The organism is Vibrio sp. RC586 (assembly GCF_000176715.1).
Classification (GTDB): Bacteria; Pseudomonadota; Gammaproteobacteria; order Enterobacterales; family Vibrionaceae; genus Vibrio.
Window position 1 is genome coordinate 336,534 of record NZ_ADBD01000010.1, and the last position, 18,066, is coordinate 354,599.

General features: G+C 45.8%; 17 protein-coding genes and 2 pseudogenes. 9 read left to right on the forward strand and 10 right to left on the reverse strand.

Annotation, left to right across the window (positions count from 1 at the left end):
• Positions 1-34: 34 nt before the first annotated feature.
• Positions 35-508, forward strand: coding sequence for an FKBP-type peptidyl-prolyl cis-trans isomerase (locus VOA_RS06480; RefSeq protein WP_000034753.1), 474 nt, complete (start codon positions 35-37; stop codon positions 506-508).
• Positions 509-568: 60 nt separating this feature from the next.
• Here VOA_RS06480 and VOA_RS06475 read toward each other — a convergent pair whose 3' ends face one another.
• Positions 569-1,207 (reverse strand): beta-phosphoglucomutase family hydrolase, encoded by a 639-nt coding sequence (locus VOA_RS06475; RefSeq protein WP_083806567.1) that lies wholly within the window; start codon positions 1,205-1,207, stop codon positions 569-571.
• A 138-nt stretch (positions 1,208-1,345) separates the two neighbouring features.
• On the opposite strand from VOA_RS06475, the pseudogene VOA_RS19625 reads away from it, so the two are divergent.
• Both VOA_RS19625 and dcuC read left to right on the forward strand, forming a co-directional pair.
• Positions 1,346-1,549: pseudogene (locus tag VOA_RS19625) on the forward strand (methyl-accepting chemotaxis protein); the annotation flags it as partial.
• Positions 1,548-2,030 (forward strand): annotated as a pseudogene (dcuC, locus tag VOA_RS06470) (C4-dicarboxylate transporter DcuC); the annotation flags it as partial. The pseudogenes VOA_RS19625 and dcuC, both read left to right, overlap by 2 nt.
• 96 nt (positions 2,031-2,126) lie before the next feature.
• Here dcuC and VOA_RS06465 read toward each other — a convergent pair.
• From VOA_RS06465 to narQ, 3 genes are all read right to left on the reverse strand, one after another.
• The gene (locus VOA_RS06465; protein ID WP_000948683.1) at positions 2,127-3,497 is read right to left on the reverse strand and encodes an L-serine ammonia-lyase; all 1,371 of its coding nucleotides are present in this window, start codon (positions 3,495-3,497) and stop codon (positions 2,127-2,129) included.
• Positions 3,498-3,583: 86 nt separating this feature from the next.
• Complete coding sequence (locus VOA_RS06460) at positions 3,584-4,210, reverse strand: response regulator (protein ID WP_001277854.1); 627 nt, start codon at positions 4,208-4,210, stop codon at positions 3,584-3,586.
• The gene (narQ, locus tag VOA_RS06455) at positions 4,200-5,888 is read right to left on the reverse strand and encodes a nitrate/nitrite two-component system sensor histidine kinase NarQ (RefSeq protein WP_050413496.1); all 1,689 of its coding nucleotides are present in this window, start codon (positions 5,886-5,888) and stop codon (positions 4,200-4,202) included. Before narQ ends, VOA_RS06460 begins: the two co-directional genes overlap by 11 nt.
• Positions 5,889-6,118: 230 nt before the next feature.
• Here narQ and napF point away from each other — a divergent pair, with 230 nt between their 5' ends.
• The 6 genes from napF to VOA_RS06425 all read left to right on the forward strand — a co-directional run bounded on the left by napF (position 6,119) and on the right by VOA_RS06425 (position 10,762).
• Entirely contained in the window at positions 6,119-6,613 is a 495-nt protein-coding gene (gene napF, locus VOA_RS06450) for a ferredoxin-type protein NapF (protein ID WP_000228081.1), read from the forward strand.
• 26 nt (positions 6,614-6,639) lie between these two features.
• Positions 6,640-6,918 (forward strand): chaperone NapD, encoded by a 279-nt coding sequence (locus VOA_RS06445; protein ID WP_009356050.1) that lies wholly within the window; start codon positions 6,640-6,642, stop codon positions 6,916-6,918.
• A 99-nt stretch (positions 6,919-7,017) separates the two neighbouring features.
• Positions 7,018-9,507, forward strand: coding sequence for a periplasmic nitrate reductase subunit alpha (napA, locus tag VOA_RS06440; RefSeq protein WP_000784562.1), 2,490 nt, complete (start codon positions 7,018-7,020; stop codon positions 9,505-9,507).
• A gap of 66 nt (positions 9,508-9,573) precedes the next feature.
• Positions 9,574-10,029: a nitrate reductase cytochrome c-type subunit gene (locus tag VOA_RS06435; RefSeq protein WP_000744392.1), complete on the forward strand. Its 456-nt coding sequence runs from the start codon at positions 9,574-9,576 to the stop codon at positions 10,027-10,029.
• 17 nt (positions 10,030-10,046) lie between these two features.
• A complete protein-coding gene (locus VOA_RS06430; protein ID WP_000670281.1) occupies positions 10,047-10,622 on the forward strand; it encodes a NapC/NirT family cytochrome c in 576 nt (191 codons plus the stop codon).
• Between the two features lie 11 nt (positions 10,623-10,633).
• A complete protein-coding gene (locus VOA_RS06425; RefSeq protein ID WP_000105478.1) occupies positions 10,634-10,762 on the forward strand; it encodes a TIGR02808 family protein in 129 nt (42 codons plus the stop codon).
• Positions 10,763-10,861: 99 nt separating this feature from the next.
• Here the strand turns inward: VOA_RS06425 and VOA_RS06420 are convergent, their stop codons facing one another.
• The 6 genes from VOA_RS06420 to secF form a co-directional block, all read right to left on the reverse strand.
• On the reverse strand, positions 10,862-12,139 hold the full coding sequence (locus VOA_RS06420; protein ID WP_032468349.1) for an HD-GYP domain-containing protein: 1,278 nt from the start codon (positions 12,137-12,139) through the stop codon (positions 10,862-10,864).
• A 191-nt stretch (positions 12,140-12,330) separates the two neighbouring features.
• Positions 12,331-14,106 (reverse strand): class I poly(R)-hydroxyalkanoic acid synthase, encoded by a 1,776-nt coding sequence (locus VOA_RS06415; protein WP_000486236.1) that lies wholly within the window; start codon positions 14,104-14,106, stop codon positions 12,331-12,333.
• Between the two features lie 57 nt (positions 14,107-14,163).
• The gene (locus tag VOA_RS06410; protein WP_000287821.1) at positions 14,164-14,511 is read right to left on the reverse strand and encodes a phasin family protein; all 348 of its coding nucleotides are present in this window, start codon (positions 14,509-14,511) and stop codon (positions 14,164-14,166) included.
• 29 nt (positions 14,512-14,540) lie between these two features.
• A complete protein-coding gene (locus tag VOA_RS06405) occupies positions 14,541-15,746 on the reverse strand; it encodes an acetyl-CoA C-acetyltransferase (RefSeq protein ID WP_000412030.1) in 1,206 nt (401 codons plus the stop codon).
• Between the two features lie 16 nt (positions 15,747-15,762).
• The gene (locus tag VOA_RS06400; protein WP_001225692.1) at positions 15,763-16,503 is read right to left on the reverse strand and encodes an SDR family oxidoreductase; all 741 of its coding nucleotides are present in this window, start codon (positions 16,501-16,503) and stop codon (positions 15,763-15,765) included.
• Positions 16,504-17,162: 659 nt separating this feature from the next.
• Entirely contained in the window at positions 17,163-18,065 is a 903-nt protein-coding gene (gene secF / locus VOA_RS06395) for a protein translocase subunit SecF (protein ID WP_000230661.1), read from the reverse strand.
• Position 18,066: the final 1 nt, after the last annotated feature.

The following is an 18,066-nucleotide window of genomic DNA, read 5'->3' on the forward strand; positions in this document are numbered from 1 at the left end:
TACGGTATCGCTGTTAAAGGACGCTAAAAGCTTTATGTCTAAAATTATTATTCCCTTAGTTGTGTTTCTGCTCGCTGGCTTCATGATTTATCGTACATGGACAAATCACAAAGCTGCGGATGTGAACTTTTCTTCTGGCCAGCAATTTCTGGCCGAAAATGGCCAACGTGAGAATGTCATCACCACGGATAGCGGTTTGCAATACGAAGTGCTTCAAGCCGGTACGGGTACAGAGCACCCTGGGCCAAAAAGCCGAGTGAAAGTGCATTATCATGGCGAACTTCTGGATGGCACAGTGTTTGACAGTTCTGTTGAACGTGGTGAGCCAATCAGTTTTGGCCTGAATCAGGTGATCAAAGGTTGGCAAGAAGGCGTGCAATTGATGGTGGTGGGTGAAAAAACGCGTTTCTATATTCCAAGTAATTTGGGTTACGGGAAAAATGGGGCGGGTCCTATTCCCCCCTCTGCCGTACTGATTTTTGAAGTGGAATTGTTGGCCATCGAATAACTAAGCCAATGCTTTCAACTTATCCAATATACGAAAAAGCTGCCGCGGCAGCTTTTTGTTTTAGGACGGTAAGGGATAAAACACGAGTCCTTGTTCGGTCACTAACACACAATCCATTCCACCGTCATGCGCGGCTTGCAACCCTAATTGAGTATCTTCAAAAACCAAACACTGTTTGGGTGTTAATTCCATCAACTCACAGGCCGTCAAGAATGTTTCTGGGTGCGGTTTGTGTTCTTGCACATCCGTTGCTGTAACTACGGCATCAAACTTTTCTAACACCTGTGCAGAACTCAGCAAACGCAGAGCGCTGTCACGCTGACTCCCCGTCCCAATTGCCATTTTCTTCTTACCATACCACTGACACAGCAGATCATAGGTTGCTGGAATCACTTCAGCCTGTGTTCCAATACTGGCAAATACATCCATTTTGTATCCTGCGACTTGTTCAGGATCGAGTGTTAAGCCTAGTTTTTGGTTGATATGCATCGTGATTTTGGCACTCGGCATTCCACCTAATGAATATATCCACTGAGGATCAAAGGGAAAGCCAAAATGCTCGGCGGTTAATTTCCATGCAGCTAAATGGGCCGGCATGGTATCAAGCAAGGTTCCATCCATATCAAAGATGAACCCTTGATAAGAGTTTAGATTGACACTCAACACATTCTCACCAATTATTTGTAATAGAACTATCATTAATGCGTGGTATGCTACTGGAGATATAAATGTCACTGGTATTGCTAGTTTCGATATTCTCAGTACACTGCAGCACATTTACACTCAGACACCTAAAGTCGCTGTCTGTTGTAGTCATAATAATAAATAGGTAACGCTATGAACATTAGGAATAAACTTTATACCTTGGGCAGCTTAGCCGTTTTAGGGGCCATTGCCATTTTTTTTACCACTTCTGAATTTGCCCACACTAGCGATGAACTCAACAAAGCCATCAACCAAGTCGACAAACTGGAAGTAAGGCTACTCAATTTACGCCGTAACGAAAAAGATTTTTTGCTACGTAGTGATGCCAAGTATCTTGGAAGATCTGGAAGCCTGTTACGCTGGTATGGCCGATGCCTTTAAAGGCGTGGTGATGCTGTTAGTCGCGGCGGGGGTTTTTGCACAAGGTTTGATGTCTATCGGCGCGATTGACAACCTACTGCACTTAGCAGAAGTGGCGGGCGCTGGTGGTATTGCGCTGATGCTGATCCTCACTGGTTTAACCGTAGCAGCCGCTATTGCTACCGGTTCTGGTAACGCGCCTTTCTATGCATTTGTCGAGCTCGCGCCAGCATTGGCTGCGAAAATGGGTCTGAGCCCAGCGTTCTTGATCATCCCAATGCTGCAAGCATCTAACCTCGGTCGTACCATTTCTCCGGTTTCAGGCGTAGTGGTTGCAACGGCAGGTATGGGTAAAATCAGCCCATTCGAAGTAGTAAAACGTACTTCTGTTCCTGTTTTACTGGGTCTTGTGACCGTTATCATCGGCACTATGGTTCTGGTACCTATGCACGCTTAATTGCCCGTGTCATGACCAAAATTCAAAAGGGCGTGAAATCACGCCCTTTTCTTTTTCAGTCACATGAGCAACTCGTAAAACATTTCCGATTCTGGATTATTCACAAGGTGGCGCAAGATGAATAAGCGCCAGCCCACCTAATGACGTTTCGCGGTATTTCTTATTCATGTCTTTCCCGGTTTGGTACATGGTTTCAATCACCTTGTCGAGTGATATCAGACATTTACTGGTGCGCTTTAACGCCATGCGCGATGCATTAATCGCTTTCACAGCCCCCATCGCATTACGCTCAATGCAAGGGACTTGCACTAGCCCGCCAATTGGATCGCATGTCATACCCAATGAGTGTTCCATGGCAATTTCCGCCGCCATGCAGATTTGCTCATTACTGCCGCCACGCAAAGCGGTTAAGCCCGCCGCCGCCATGGAGGAAGAAACTCCTACTTCTCCTTGGCACCCCACTTCAGCGCCTGAAATCGACGCATTGGTTTTGTACAAAATGCCTATTGCACCAGACACCGCAAGGAAATCCTTGAGCTGCTTGGTATCGAGCGCCTTAATGAAACGGTGGTAGTACATCAAAACAGCGGGAATTACACCCGCAGCGCCGTTGGTTGGCGATGTCACCACTTGCCCACCGGCGGCATTTTCTTCACTGACGGCAAAGGCAAACAGGTTTATCCAATCCATCACTTCCATCGGATCGTTTTCAATCGCGGCGTTGGCTTCTAGCTTTTTAAGTAAACTCGGCGCACGGCGAGTAACACTCAATCCTCCGTCTAAAATACCTTCAGTCGCAAAGCCGCGCTCCATACATTGACTCATCACTTGCCAGATCTGGTCGGCCTTGGCATCAATCACCGCCATCTCTTGAAAAGCCAGTTCATTGCGCAGGATCATCCCTCCAATACTCAAACCATGATTTTCGGCTTGACGCAGCATTTCATCAGCACTGAGGAAAGGATAAGTGACGGAAACATCGGCGCTGGCTGTACCATTTTGCAGTTGCTCAGCAGTAGCAACAAATCCGCCCCCAACAGAATAATAAGTTTCAAAATCAATCTGTTGCCCTTGAGAATCAAACGCACTCAGCGTCATACCATTTTCATGCAATGGCAGGTTTTCAGAATGAAAGAGAAGGTCTTGGTAGTAATCAAAGGCAATATCATGCTCACCGTTCAGGTTCAGCTTACCAAACTGCAGTGCTTCACGTAGAGCCTGATTGGCTTCAGCAATCTTGATAGTGGCAGGTTGATTCCCCATTAGGCCAAGCAAGCTCGCACGATCGGTATGGTGCCCTTTGCCCGTTAGAGATAGTGACCCGTAGAGATCCACCTGTATACGTTCAACTTTGTCTAACTGGGGCAATAGCCGTTGCACAAAGCGATAACCTGCGATCATCGGCCCATTAGTATGCGAGCTGGATGGACCAACACCAATTTTGAAAATATCAAAGATTGAGAGCATCACTTTCCCCTATGTCATCCGAGTTCGAGTCATCATACTCATCAGTATATACCCATCTACCTAGACCACTTTGGGGAAAGATCCCACTATGAGGTGGCAAAACGTTCTAGATAAAGAATCGTTGCGGCGGTTCGCGAAGGCACATCAAGCTTTTTCAGTAAGCTTTTCATATGCACTTTCACCGTGGATTCGGAAATAAACAGGCGATCAGCAATTTGTCGATTGCGATACCCTTTCGCGACTTCCGACATAATCTGCATTTCGCGTTCCGTTAGCGCTTCAAAAGGATTGCTCGCGTCATCGCGATTTAATAGGTAGCGCTCTACGGATTCACTAAAAGCTTTTTCACCTCTCATGGCTTGTTTTAGTAACGCCACAAGCTGGTCTGGTTCCGTATCTTTGAGCAGATAGCCATCAGCCCCCGCTTTCACTAGCGCTTCAATATCCGCCGCGCTATCTGAAACCGTCAGGATCACCACATAAGCATCACACTCATCGGTGCGTAGCGCCGTCAGCGTATCCAATCCCGACATACCTTTCATATTGAGATCGAGCAGAATCAACTCCGGTTGCAGATCATGTGCCAGAGCTATGGCCTCTGCCCCATTGCCAGCTTCGGCAACGACTTCAAATTCCTCTTCAAAACTCAACAGTTGATTAATACCACGGCGCATCAGCGGGTGATCATCCACCAAAAGGACTCTACAACTCATTCTTATTTTTCTCCTCGCCCTGCTGATAAGTCAGCACCACTTTGCAGCCTTTACCTAGAGCGGATTCAACCTTTAATTCACCGCGCAAGCGGGCGGCACGTTCTTGCATAATGCTCATACCATAATGGTTGAGCTTGTGATCTTGTGGGTCGAAACCGACCCCGTCATCTTCAATTGTCACTCTGACTGCCCCTTGTTGCTCGTGACAATTCACCGTAATCTTTGTCGCTTGTGCATGCTTGATCGCGTTGATCGTTGCCTCACGGATCAACTGCACTAAATGTACTTGCTGATGAGCATCCAGCGCAATTGAAGAAAGCGCGTTATTGAGTTCAATTTTAGCTTCAGTTTGGCTTGAGAGTTGAGTCAACATTCCCAGTAATGACTGACCAAAACTGCCCTCACTTAAGGTTAGGCGAAAGGTGGTTAGCAACTCTCGCAACTGAGTGTAAGCATCCGACAGACCTTTATCGATCTCGCTGATAATATTTTCCGTCTTACTCAAATCACCACAAGGTTTTAACGGCATCACCGAGCGTTTCAGCAGGGTTAATTGAATTTTTAAATAAGAGAGCGACTGCGCCAACGAATCATGCAGCTCACGCGCTATGGTTGCCCGCTCCTCCATTAAAAGCAGTTGCTCGGCTTGGCGCTGCGACTGATTGTAGTAAATGGCACGCGATAAAATCATCGCAAAGTTATCAATCAAAGCGCGATCCGGCCCTGCCGCGCTTGCGTCCCAGTAGAGATAGCCAAGATGACGACCATCGAGCGTCAGAGGGGTTTGTAGCATAGTCTCACCGCTCGGCTTGCCTTCTTGTAGAATCAATGGCTTTCCTGCTTCTTCTTCAATTTCTAAACGCAGGGCGTTGATCCCCTCAACCGCCACCCAATGACGTAATATGGTTTGAAAATTACTCGCCGTAATCCGAGACGCCGTCAATTCTTGCGAAGAGTGATACAAAACTTGCAATGATTGGTTGGCCGTTTGCAGCTTATACGTTTTCTCATTCACCGCATGTTCTAACCCGCGATACAACTTGCCAAGATCCCCCGCCATGCTGTTAAAGGTACGGGTCAAAATACCCATTTCTGTGCTGCTGGTTTCATCCAGCGAGACTTCAAAAATACGGTTTTTAATCTTCTCACTGGCAGCCACCATCGCATTTAAAGGCCGCACCACTTCCTCACGGATGTAATAAACCACAAACAACGAGACGGCAAAAATACCACCCAAACCAAAGCTGCCGACCGCCGCCAGAGCAATTAATTTACGCTCCGAGAATCGCTGCAGCTTGAGTACAAAACTATCCACCAAGCCGACAAATGGCGCAACTTGGCGAAGATAATCGGCATTTTGGTCGCTATTGAGCACCTTTTTTAATTGATGCCAACGTTCGATTAACTGGTAGTAATCGTGCTGGATGTCACCCGGCACTGTCCAATCCAGCAGCGCCAACATGGAAGGTGAATAGAGCGAATTTTCGAACAGATAAATGTGCGCTTTGTAATCTTTCGATTGAGCCTGAATGTCATACGCCAGTCGATAGCTTTGCATACGCATTGAGCCAGAAACGTTAACCGCCTCCGCGTCATTAAGTGAAGAAGCCAGCGTCACAATCGCGACCCCTGTCGTCAGCGCGGATAAAAATAAAATCAGCAACATGGCTTTCGCCATCGTGCGAGTTAATGACTTGCGTACCGGACTAGACAACGCGGTTTCTCTCTCATTGGTAACCAAGGTTCCACCTCTTTAGGGCTACACTATCCGAAACGAGCAGGTTAATTTATTGATCCAAAACAATCCACCACCCCAATTACCCCCTAAGAGGTATTTATACAAATATGTCAAAAACTACAATTTGTGTATGGAAATGTGGCAGATTGTGAACAGGCACGGAGAAAAATATGGTTGATTTAACCAAACGACGTTGGTTTGCCCTTGGCCGTCAACAAAACCAACGCCAAGTCCGACTGCCTTGGATTGCACGTCCACAAGCATTTATTGATGAGTGCACACGTTGCGGAAAATGCGTTGAAGCGTGTGAAACCCACATCATCGAAAAAGGTGATGGGGGTTTCCCCTCCGTCAACTTTTCGATTGATGAGTGCACGTTTTGTTACCAGTGCGCGCAGAGCTGTCCGGAACCGCTTTTTCTGCCGCAAAGTGAAGAGCCATGGCAAGCGTCCGTTGAAATCGCGAGCCAGTGCTTGGCACATAACCAAGTTGAGTGCCGCTCTTGTCAGGATGCTTGCCCAGAAGAGGCCATCCATTTTGCTTTGCAAATTGGCCGTACCGCGAGCCCACAAGTGAACTCGCAAAACTGTTCGGGTTGCGGTGCTTGTGTTTCAGTTTGCCCAAGCAACGCAATGACGGTTCACTATACTCATAACATCGCTTAGACGGTGTGGATAAATTGGAGAGCAATATGCCACAACCTGTAGCTTCACTGCATGAAGTACACATCTCCAGCTTGGTGGTTCACACCTTGCCAGAGCATCTACTCACCGTAAAACAGCAAGTGAGCGAACTGCGTGACGTGGAAATTTACGGCGAAGATCCGCAAGGCAAACTCGTCGTGGTGATTGAAACCGATCGTCAAGGCTTCATCACCGAAACGATTGAACACATAAATAATCTTCCTAATGTACTTAACGCTTTTTTGGTTTTCCATCAGGTAGAGACTGCAACGGAAGAAGAACTATAGCCAAACTGCTGAGTAGCCTGTCGCCGATGTCGTGACGGCACTCTGTAGGAAGGAAATATTACACACAGGAAATACCTTTTCTGAACTCGAGGGTAATGTATGAAAATGACCAGACGTGCGTTTGTGAAAGCAAACGCAGCCGCCTCAGCTGCGGCGGTTGCAGGGATCACCCTCCCCGCTTCTGCCACCAACTTGATCGCTAGCTCCGATCAAACCGCTATTCATTGGGACAAAGCGCCTTGTCGTTTTTGTGGTACTGGTTGCTCTGTGCTGGTCGGTACCCAAGATGGTCGCGTTGTCGCAACTCAAGGTGACCCTGAAGCCCCCGTGAACAAAGGCCTTAACTGTATTAAGGGCTACTTCCTCTCAAAAATCATGTACGGGCATGATCGCTTAAAAACACCTTTGTTGCGTATGAAAGACGGTCAATACAGCAAAGATGGCGAATTTACTCCTGTGTCTTGGGATACTGCTTTTGACATCATGGCTGAAAAATGGAAAGCCTCACTAAAAGCCAAAGGCCCAACCAGCGTGGGCATGTTCGGTTCTGGTCAGTGGACAGTCATGGAAGGTTACGCCGCAGTGAAGCTGATGAAAGCCGGTTTCCGTTCCAACAACATTGACCCGAACGCGCGCCACTGTATGGCTTCTGCGGTAGTGGGCTTCATGCGTACCTTTGGTATTGATGAACCTATGGGCTGTTATGACGACTTTGAACACGCCGATGCTTTTGTGCTTTGGGGGTCAAACATGGCGGAAATGCACCCAGTACTCTGGACTCGCATCACTGACCGCCGCCTAAGTCACCCTCATGTCAAAGTGAATGTGCTCTCCACTTACTATCACCGTTCCTTTGAGTTGGCAGATCACGGCTACATTTTCCATCCACAGTCTGACTTAGCGATTGCCAACTTCATCGCCAACTACATCATTCAAAACGATGCGGTGAACTGGGACTTTGTGAACAAACACACCCACTTCAAGCAAGCGGTAACGGATATCGGTTACGGTCTGCGTGACGATGACCCACTGCAGAAAAAGGCGAAAAATCCCAACTCTGGTGATGTCAGCGATATTTCGTTTGAAGAGTACAAAAAATCGGTTGCGCCATACACCGTTGAAAAAGCCTCAGAAATTTCAGGTGTGGCACCGGATAAACTGATCACACTGGCGAAGCAGTATGCTGATCCAAACACCAAAGTGATGTCACTCTGGACCATGGGTATGAACCAACATACTCGCGGTGTATGGATGCAAAGCTTGGTGTACAACCTGCACCTGCTTACTGGCAAAATCGCCACCCCAGGCAACAGTCCATTCTCACTGACCGGTCAACCATCAGCGTGTGGTACGGCACGTGAAGTCGGTACCTTTGCACACCGTCTGCCAGCAGACATGGTGGTGGCTAACCCTAAACACCGCGCGATTGCGGAAAAAGTGTGGAAACTGCCTGAAGGCACTATCCCACCTAAACCGGGCTTCCACGCGGTACAACAAGACCGCATGCTCAAAGATGGTGTACTGAACTGTTACTGGGTGCAATGTAATAACAACATGCAAGCCGGTCCAAACATCAATACTGAGCGTCTACCGGGCTACCGTAACCCTGAAAACTTCATCGTAGTGTCTGATGCTTACCCAACGGTAACAGCGCAAGCAGCCGATCTTGTTTTGCCAACCGCCATGTGGGTAGAAAAAGAAGGCGCTTACGGTAACGCCGAGCGCCGTACCCAAGTGTGGTATCAACAAGTTGAAACTGTGGGTGAATCTCACTCAGATTCATGGCAAGTCATTGAGTTTTCAAAACGCTTCAAAGTGGAAGAAGTGTGGCCGGAAGAATTACTGGCGAAAGCACCGCAATACCGTGGCAAAACACTGTATGACGTGCTGTTCAAAAACGGTCAGGTGGACAAGTTCCCAGTTAGCGAAGCTCGTGAGCTCAACGATGATGCACACCACTTTGGCTTCTACATTCAGAAAGGTCTGTTTGAAGAGTATGCCGAGTTCGGGCGCGGCCATGGTCACGATTTAGCGCCTTACGATGTTTACCACCAAGTTCGCGGTCTGCGTTGGCCAGTTGTCGATGGTAAAGAGACTAAGTGGCGCTTTAAAGAAGGCTCTGACCCTTATGCGAAAGCAGGTTCAGGTTGGGACTTCTACGGCAAACCGGATGGTAAAGCGTGGATCATCTCCTCTCCTTACGAAGCACCACCAGAAGTACCGAATGCTGAGTATGACTTGTGGCTCTGTACAGGTCGTGTGCTGGAACACTGGCATACTGGCACCATGACGCGTCGTGTCCCTGAGCTGTATAAAGCGGTGCCAGATGCACTGTGCTTCATGCACCATGAAGATGCGCAAGCACGCGGTTTACGCCGTGGCGATGAAGTGCTGATTTCCAACTCGCGTGGTGAAGTTCGAGTTCGTGTGGAAACTCGCGGTCGTAATAAGCCGCCAAAAGGCTTGGTGTTCGTGCCTTTCTTTGATGCTCGCATTCTTATCAACAAGTTGATCCTCGATGCGACCGACCCACTCTCGAAGCAGACTGACTTCAAGAAGTGTCCGGTTAAGATCACCAAAGTCGCGTAACCCTAATTGCACTGGGCTGCCCGTCAGCCCAGACCAAGTATTAAGCCGCAAGGCGGAGAATTTACGATGAAAAAACAACTCATTGTCTTACTTTCAGTGTTTACTGTACTGGCTGGTGTTGCTCATGCAGCGCTAGAGAATCCAGGCGGTATTGGTGGTCTAGAATCACTGCGTGGGGCGAGTGAAATTGAAGCAACTCGCGCTGCAGATCCAATGAAAAAATACCCACGTGAACAAGCGCTAGAAAGTGACTTTGTATACCAACCACCACTGATCCCACACAACATTCGCAACTATGAAGTGTCGTTGAACGCCAACAAGTGTCTTGCTTGCCACAGTTGGAAAAACGCAAAAGAAATGGGCGCAACCAAGATCAGCGTGACTCACTTTGTGAATCGTGAAGATGCTGTACTGTCAGACGTTTCTCCACGCCGCTACTTCTGTTTACAATGTCACGTACCTCAAGCGGATGCTAAACCGCTGGTAGAGAACGATTTCGAACGTGTTGATTCACTTCGTTAACCGAGAAGAGGCCATTTATGAAATTTCTGAAAGCGTTTTGGCTTCGTTTGTCTCGTCCAAGTAAAGCCGCCGTTGGTGTGGTTTTGCTGATGGGCTTTGTGGGCGGCCTGCTATTTTGGGGCGCCTTCAACACCGGAATGGAAGCGACAAACAGCGAAGAGTTTTGCTCAGGCTGTCACGCGCCGATTGTGGCCGAAATCCAAGAGACGATTCACTATTCAAACCGTTCTGGGGTTCGTGCAATTTGTTCTGACTGCCATGTCCCTCACGAATGGACGGATAAAATTGTGCGTAAAGTGCAAGCTTCCAAAGAATTGGTGGCACACTTTATCGGTACTATCGATACGCCAGAGAAGTTCCAAGCACGCCGCGCACACTTAGCGGAACGTGAGTGGGCTCGGTTGAAAAAGAACGATTCGTTGGAATGTCGAAACTGTCACCAGTTCAACTACATGGATTTTTCAGAGCAAAGTAGCCGCGCAGTACAACAGCACTCTACGGCACTGGCCTCTGGCGAGAAAACCTGTGTTGACTGCCATAAAGGTATCGCGCATAACCTACCCGACATGCATGGTGTTGAAGGCTGGCAATAAGGAGATCCACTATGAGTACTCTTGAATCGATTTTTTGGCACGTGCTAGGTTACAGCGCCATGCCAGTTATCATTCTGGCCGGTTTCCTTGGCGTTGCCATCGTCTCGATTGGCTTACTGGCCATGACCAAAGACAAATAGAAACGACAGAGAGAAAAATCCGGTGCCTGCACCGGATTTTTTATTCCACATCAATCGACTGCGCTCCCAATCAGCCACTAGGATTGTCACTAATACACACTAATGAACAGACACCCATTCATTGACACTTTCCTGAATAGACAAATCATAAAACGCTTGGTCATTACGCACTATCACTTCAAACACTTGGTTATCAAGGCGTCCACAACTGACTTCATGAGAAAGAATATTCATCACCTCTTTGAGTGACATTCTCCCACGATAAGGCCGCGCTTGTGTTAACGCTTGAAATACGTCCGCTACCGCAATGATCCGTGAAGGTAGATCGATGTCTAAACCTTGTAACCCTCTTGGATAACCTGAACCATCCAACCGCTCATGATGATTGCTTGCCCATTCACAAATGATTGAGTTACCAAACATCATTTGTAACATGTAGCGAGAATCGGTGGAGTGACGCTGAATGCACAAGTACTCGCTCTCATTGAGTTTTCCGGGTTTATGTAAAATATCTTCTGGCGTATGCAGCTTGCCGATGTCGTGGACTAAGCCCGTCAGATATAGAGCCTTTTGCATCTCAGGATCCAACCCTAGCTCTTTGGCTAACCGCTGGCAAATCTCCGCCACTTTCTGCGAATGGTAAAAAGTGAATTGGCTTTTGGCATCGACGATATTCGCCATCAACATCGCAATCGACATCACATCATCAACCCCAAGTTTTTGCTCAAAGAAAGGAGTTGATGGAAGAGTCTGCCCTAGTGCTTCAACATGCTGATAATCCATGGAGAACCAAATAAACTCTTTCTCCAATAAGTTCTGCATTTCACGAACTAAGTCACGCTCAAACAAGGTTCCACTTAAACGCCCAATCTCTAAGCAAACTTGGTTACGCGCTTCTTGGGTTACATTGCCAAATTGATCTTTGGGGTACAATTCTTTGAGGTAATCAATCCGATCTGACAAAAAGATTAATGCGGCAAAACGTTTATTTCGATCTGTAATGTCAACATTCTTCAGGTCTTTCCAAGGCGTATGGTGATACAAGATCGCATCGGCAAATAGGGACAAAGTGGGGCAATGCGAAAGCAGTTCATAACCTCTCATACAGTGTTGACGAACATTATCTGGCTGCATGTTTTCAAGCAGATTGTAGAAATCACGCTTCTGGGCAACACCACAGTCATGGATCAAGCCTAGTGAGAAAACTAATTGGCACTCCTCCTCACTCCATTCCATCGCTTTGGCGCAGGAATACGCCATGTATCCAACACGATGACCGTGATTGATATCATCAATACCCACCGAATCTAACGCTCTAGCAATGCAAAAGAACACCTGCCTTAAATTGACGTTCCATTCGATATTTACAGGTTTCATCATAGGTAGCTCTGTCTGCTTTTCGTTGCATTAATTAAAACCTAATAAAAATATAGTAGAGCACTACTAATTTGCTAAACGAAAGATCTAAACACTCTAATGAACATAAGGTTATTGCGGATATTCCAATTCGACAATTAATCGAAATGAAAGCAATAAAATAAGAAACGCCACCGAATGGTGGCGCTATGTTATGACTCTTGAATTGGAAGAACTTGCTTTACATATTCTCCCGGAGCGGCATAAAGCACAGGATAATCAGTATTACCTAATGAATAAGGCTCCACTTTGGCCTCTTCAGCGAAGCCATTTAACCATTCATTCCAGTGTACCCACCACGAGCCTTCACGATGCTGAGCGGTTTCTAACCAATCTTCAGCAGAATCATCCAAAGCATCGTTGACCCAGTAACCATATTTACGTTTTTCAGGATGATTGACGATTCCTGCAATGTGGCCAGATTCACCCAGCACGAAGGTTTTGTTACCACCAGTACGCAACGCGCCACGGTAAGTGCCTTGCCATAGTGCGATGTGATCTTCCTTAGTCGAAATGAAATAACTTGGAACTTTGATTTTATCTAAATCAATCCATACTCCACCAACTTTCACGCCCTTCTCTTGAACAAGTTTATTTTCAAGATAGAGTTCACGTAGCAAGAAGTTATGGCAAGCTCCAGCCACGTTAGTGCTGTCACTGTTCCAATACAAAAGATCAAAATCCACAGGACTCTGCCCTTTCAGGTAGTTGTCCACGTAGTAATTCCAGTACAAGCTATTTTCACGCAGTAGGCTGAATGTCACGCTGAGCGAGCGCCCATCCATATACCCTTTGGCATTATTTTGTGCCTCAATTGCGCGGATAATGGTGTCATTAATATAGGCACCCACTTCTCCCGGCTGAGAAAAATCAAGCAAGGTGGTAAAGAAGCTCGCCGTTTTGATCCGTTTTTTCATGCGCTTCGCAGCGTAATAAGCAATTGTTGTGGCTAATACCGTGCCACCAATACAGTAGCCCGCAGCATTGATCTGTTCTTGCCCGGTGATCGATTCAATCGCATTCACCGCTTTTACAACACCTTCAAGCACATAGTCTTCAAAATTGACTTGCGCTTGTGCAGCTCCCGGATTGCGCCATGAGATCATAAATACGCTATGCCCTTGCTCTAACAGCCAGCGCACCATGGAATTTTTCTCACGCAAATCGAGAATGTAGTACTTGTTGATAAAAGGAGGAACAATCAAAAGCGGAGTCACCGCTACTTGCTCAGTCAAAGGTTTGTATTGAATGAGTTCAAAGACATCATTCTTAAACACAACTTCGCCAGGCGTATTCGCGACATCTTCACCCAGACGGAAAGCGTTATTGTTGGTCATGCGGATTTTGAGAATATCAGCACTTGAAGCAACATCCTCTTTCAACTGCTCCAGGCCTGCGATGAGGTTTTCTCCATTTTTTTCTAAAGTCAGACGCAATAACTCTGGGTTAGTCGCAATAAAATTGCTGGGCGACAGTGCATTAATCATCTGACGTGAGAAGAACAGGATCCGCTCTTTGGCTTTTTCATCAAGCCCTTCGATTGCATTGATGGTGTCTAAATAAGTCTTACTGAACAGCAGATAGGATTGTTTGATGAAATTGAAAAAGGGATCTTGTTGCCACGCTTCATGGCTAAAACGCTTATCCCCTTTTTCCGCTTCCATGACCGATTGAACTTTGGACTCAAGAACGACCTTCTGCCAAATTTGCAGTTGCTGTTCCCACCACTGAGTTTGCAATTTCAGCAGAGCAGTTGGCTGATTCACGGCTTGCTCAAAGAATTTAAGCGAGTCTTCCAGATTCACTTCTTGCATCGCTTTATTGAGTGGGGAATTCACGGCTGCTTTGCTCTGTTCAACCTCTTTCCACCAACGCTGGTTCACTTGTTGCAGTTGGACAAGGTAGTCCGTAAAGGCATGTTGGAACATACACTTACTCCTTAAAACAGAAAAAAGCGCCGCCCTTAGGCGGCGCGAAAAACAGTGTTACGCAGGGGTCACTGTCTTAAGGTTTTCAGAGGCAAGTTTTTCAACATCATCTTTAAACTCTTTCGCGATGTTTTGCAGTTTTTTACTGTCATCCATCATTTGCTGTGAGAGTTTGTTTAAGACGCCAAACTGTTGAGAATTGAACGTTGTTAGCGATGTCACATCTTTAATTTCACTGGCCGCTTTCATTTGCGCCAGACCCAATTCGCTGTAAGTACGGATCGCATTGAGTTGCAACTCAGTCAATACTTCAACATTCTTGGTTACCAACTTATTAAACTTGATATACGGTTCGAAGTTCTTTTCTGTTTGATCGCTGAATGTTTTGAAAAATTCCGTGTACATACGTTATCTCCTAGTGAATGATTTTTAAATTAAACAGTTTTGATGACGATAGCAGTACCCATACCACCACCGACGCAAAGAGAAGCGACACCATATTGTTGATGGCGACGCTGTAATTCATGGACTAAAGAAACCAAAATACGGTTACCAGATGCCCCAAGTGGATGTCCTAACGCAATGGCACCACCATTTACGTTGGCTTTTTCCAATATTGCTTCTGGTTTAATATCGTGTTGATCAGCAAGCCCATACACCACACCTAAAGCTTGTGCGGCAAAGGCTTCATTAAGCTCAAAGAGATCAATATTATCGATAGGCAATTCTGCCTTAGCTAAAGCCTGAGTAACGGCACTCACAGGCCCCAATCCCATAATTTTTGGATCTAAACCCGTTTGCGCGTAGCTAATAATCTCTGCAACTGGTGCTAAACCAAGTTTTTTTACTGCGCTCTCACTGGCCACAATCACGGCGCTAGCACCATCGTTAATGCCAGAAGCATTACCGGCTGTCACTGTGCCTTGTGGATCAAATGCAGCACGTAAACCTTGTAATGCAGCAAAAGTCGTTGCGGGTTTGGGATATTCATCTGTTTCAAACACCACCGTTTCACGGCGTTTTTTCACCGCAATCGGTACGATCTCTTGTTTGAAATGCCCAGCTTCAATAGCTGCAGTCGCTTTCATTTGGCTAGCAAGAGCAAACTCATCCTGTATTTGGCGAGAAATGTCGAACTGCTTAGCAATATTTTCCGCAGTGACTCCCATGTGATATTGATTAAACACATCGGTCAAACCATCGTTAATAAGTAGATCTTTGACTTCAAATGAGCCCATTCTCTGCCCATCTCGCAAATGGGCTGGGGTTGCAAATGGGATTTGTGACATCACTTCAACACCTGCGGCAACCACCACAGAAGCATCACCCACTTTGATGTGTGCTACAGCATCCATGACCGATTTCATGCCGCTACCACACACCATATTGATACTATATGCAGGCACGGTTTGCGGTAAACCTGCCGCCAATGCAGCTTGTCGGCCAACGCCCATACCTTGTCCAGCGCTAACAACATTGCCAACAATCACTTCATCAACAGATTCTGGTTTAACCTTACCCGATTCTAGTGCGGCTTGAATTACCTGGCCGGCAAGCGCTCCTGCTGTGCAATCTTTTAATGATCCACCAAAAGCACCAATTGCTGAGCGCTTAGCGCTCACGATATAAATTTTTTCCATACATCCTCCCCCGCTTTTAGCGCATGTATAAGCCGCCATTCACCGACAAGGTTTCCCCTGTGATGTAGGCCGCTGCTTCACTAGCTAGATAACTTACTGCGCTTGCGATCTCTTCCGGCTTGGCTAAACGCTTCATCGGGACTTGATCAACAATGGATTGCAGAACATCAGCGCGCATCTGCTCAACCATAGGAGTTAGGGTGTAACCAGGAGCGATAACATTAACAGTAACGCCATAACGCGCTCCTTCTGCGGCCAGCGCTTTAGAGAAACCGATCATGCCTGCTTTTGCAGCCGAATAGTTAGTTTGACCAAACTGGCCTTTTAAACCATTAACTGAGGAGATATTGATGATTCGGCCAAACCCTTTTTCACACATAGCCGCAAATAGAGGTTGGCTTACATTGAACACGCTGTTGAGGTTGGTATCGATGACCTCTTTCCATGCTTGATGGGGCATTTTCTTAAACACACTATCGCGGGTGATACCAGCGTTATTTACCACTACATCAATAGTGCCTTCTTCCTCAAGCAATTTAGCCAAGCGCTCAGCGCACTCTACTGTATTGGTTACATCCAACTCCAAAAGTCGTACTTGATCCTCTGTAAATTGTTTTTCATTAAACCAATCTAATGCACATTGATGATTGCCAGTGTAGTAAGTCGCAATCACTCGATATCCTTCACTAACTAACTGGGTTGAAATTGCAGACCCAATCCCGCCTTTCGATCCTGTGATCAAAGCGATTTTTCTCATTAAAGACTCCATTCGCAACAGCAATATTATTGATTTATGTCTTTCCATTTAAAGCAAGCTTGACTAATCAAGTATGTTCTTCAAGTGGCTAAGATATATTACGCTCAAATTGACATAATTATGTTTAGTGGCAAGTAACATCCATAACTAAGTTATTTATCAAAAAATCAATTCAATAGGTTATTTCAACTTACTTGTTCTTTTTAAACCTAATCTAGATTTATGACATTTCAAATTCAAATTTGTGTATTTTTAAAAAAGTTGATCTACCTCTCCATTCCAGTGAAATGATAATAATTTGTTAAAAAAATAAATCGTAATGAAACTTAAGGATTTTTTATTGAAACAACATACAACACAAAAATAAAATCACTAAAAATCAATGAATTAAATTAAAATGGAATTACATGGAAATCATTATGCTCAGCACAATCTATCACTATCAAACATGTTCAGAATAAAAGTTTGTATTCTTAATCTTATAAATAACAATCTAAAACCAGCAGTAGCCATTACTAAAAAATTATAACTTATCCCTATAGGTAATTTATAAAGAACCCAAAACAGCTATCTAATTAAAATTTACAAATAGAATCCACATTAGTAAAAAACAAATAAAGCCAGCATAAACTGGCTTTATTTGTTTTTTTGGCATTAATTCATGGTGCTGTATCTAGCTCCACTGGCAGATAATGCTTGGGCTCCAAACCTAACCATTCGGGTAATACAGTACCAATTGAAATGGATGACCACGTTCCCGAAATAACACCGATAAACATTGCAATTGCAAACCCTTGCAATGGGGCTCCCCCCATGATCCATAACGCTGAGATGGTCATTAACGTTGTTCCTGATGTCACCATGGTGCGCGAAAACGTTGCAATGATTGCTTGATCATTGATTTCTGCTGTTGGTGTTTGCTGCTTAGCTAATAATAGCTCGCGAATACGGTCAGCAATAATGATCGAGTCATTCAATGAATAACCGAGTACTGCGAGTACCGCCGCAAACACGGTCAAATTAAATTCCATTTGTGTAATAGCAAAGAATCCCAACACAAGCACTACATCATGTAACAGCGCTAACAATGCCCCACTAGCTAAGCGCCATTCAAATCGGAAACTCAAATAACCCAAAATTGAGAGCAGACATATTAATAATGCTAAGCCTCCTTGATCGACAAGATCTTGCCCCACTTGGGATCCTACCATGCTATTACTGACAATCTGGACATGCTTAGAGACCAGGTGGAGTAAACCATCAATATCAACGGGAGCAGCATTTTCTGCTGCGAGAGGATAACGTATTACCCATCGTCCTGATTCCCCCGAGGGGGTCACTGTCACTGCCTCACCTAGCTTAGGCTGTAGCTGTTCTAGCAACTGATTTTTGCTAATCGAGCTATCAATAATAGCTTCAGTAACCATACCACCGGTAAAGTCTAGCCCCATATTTAGGCCTTTCACCGCAAAGGCGGTCAGTGAAATCACCATTAGTAGAATCGAAATAACACCGGTTATGTAACGAATTGGGCGAATTCGTGATTTTAAATATTCAACCATG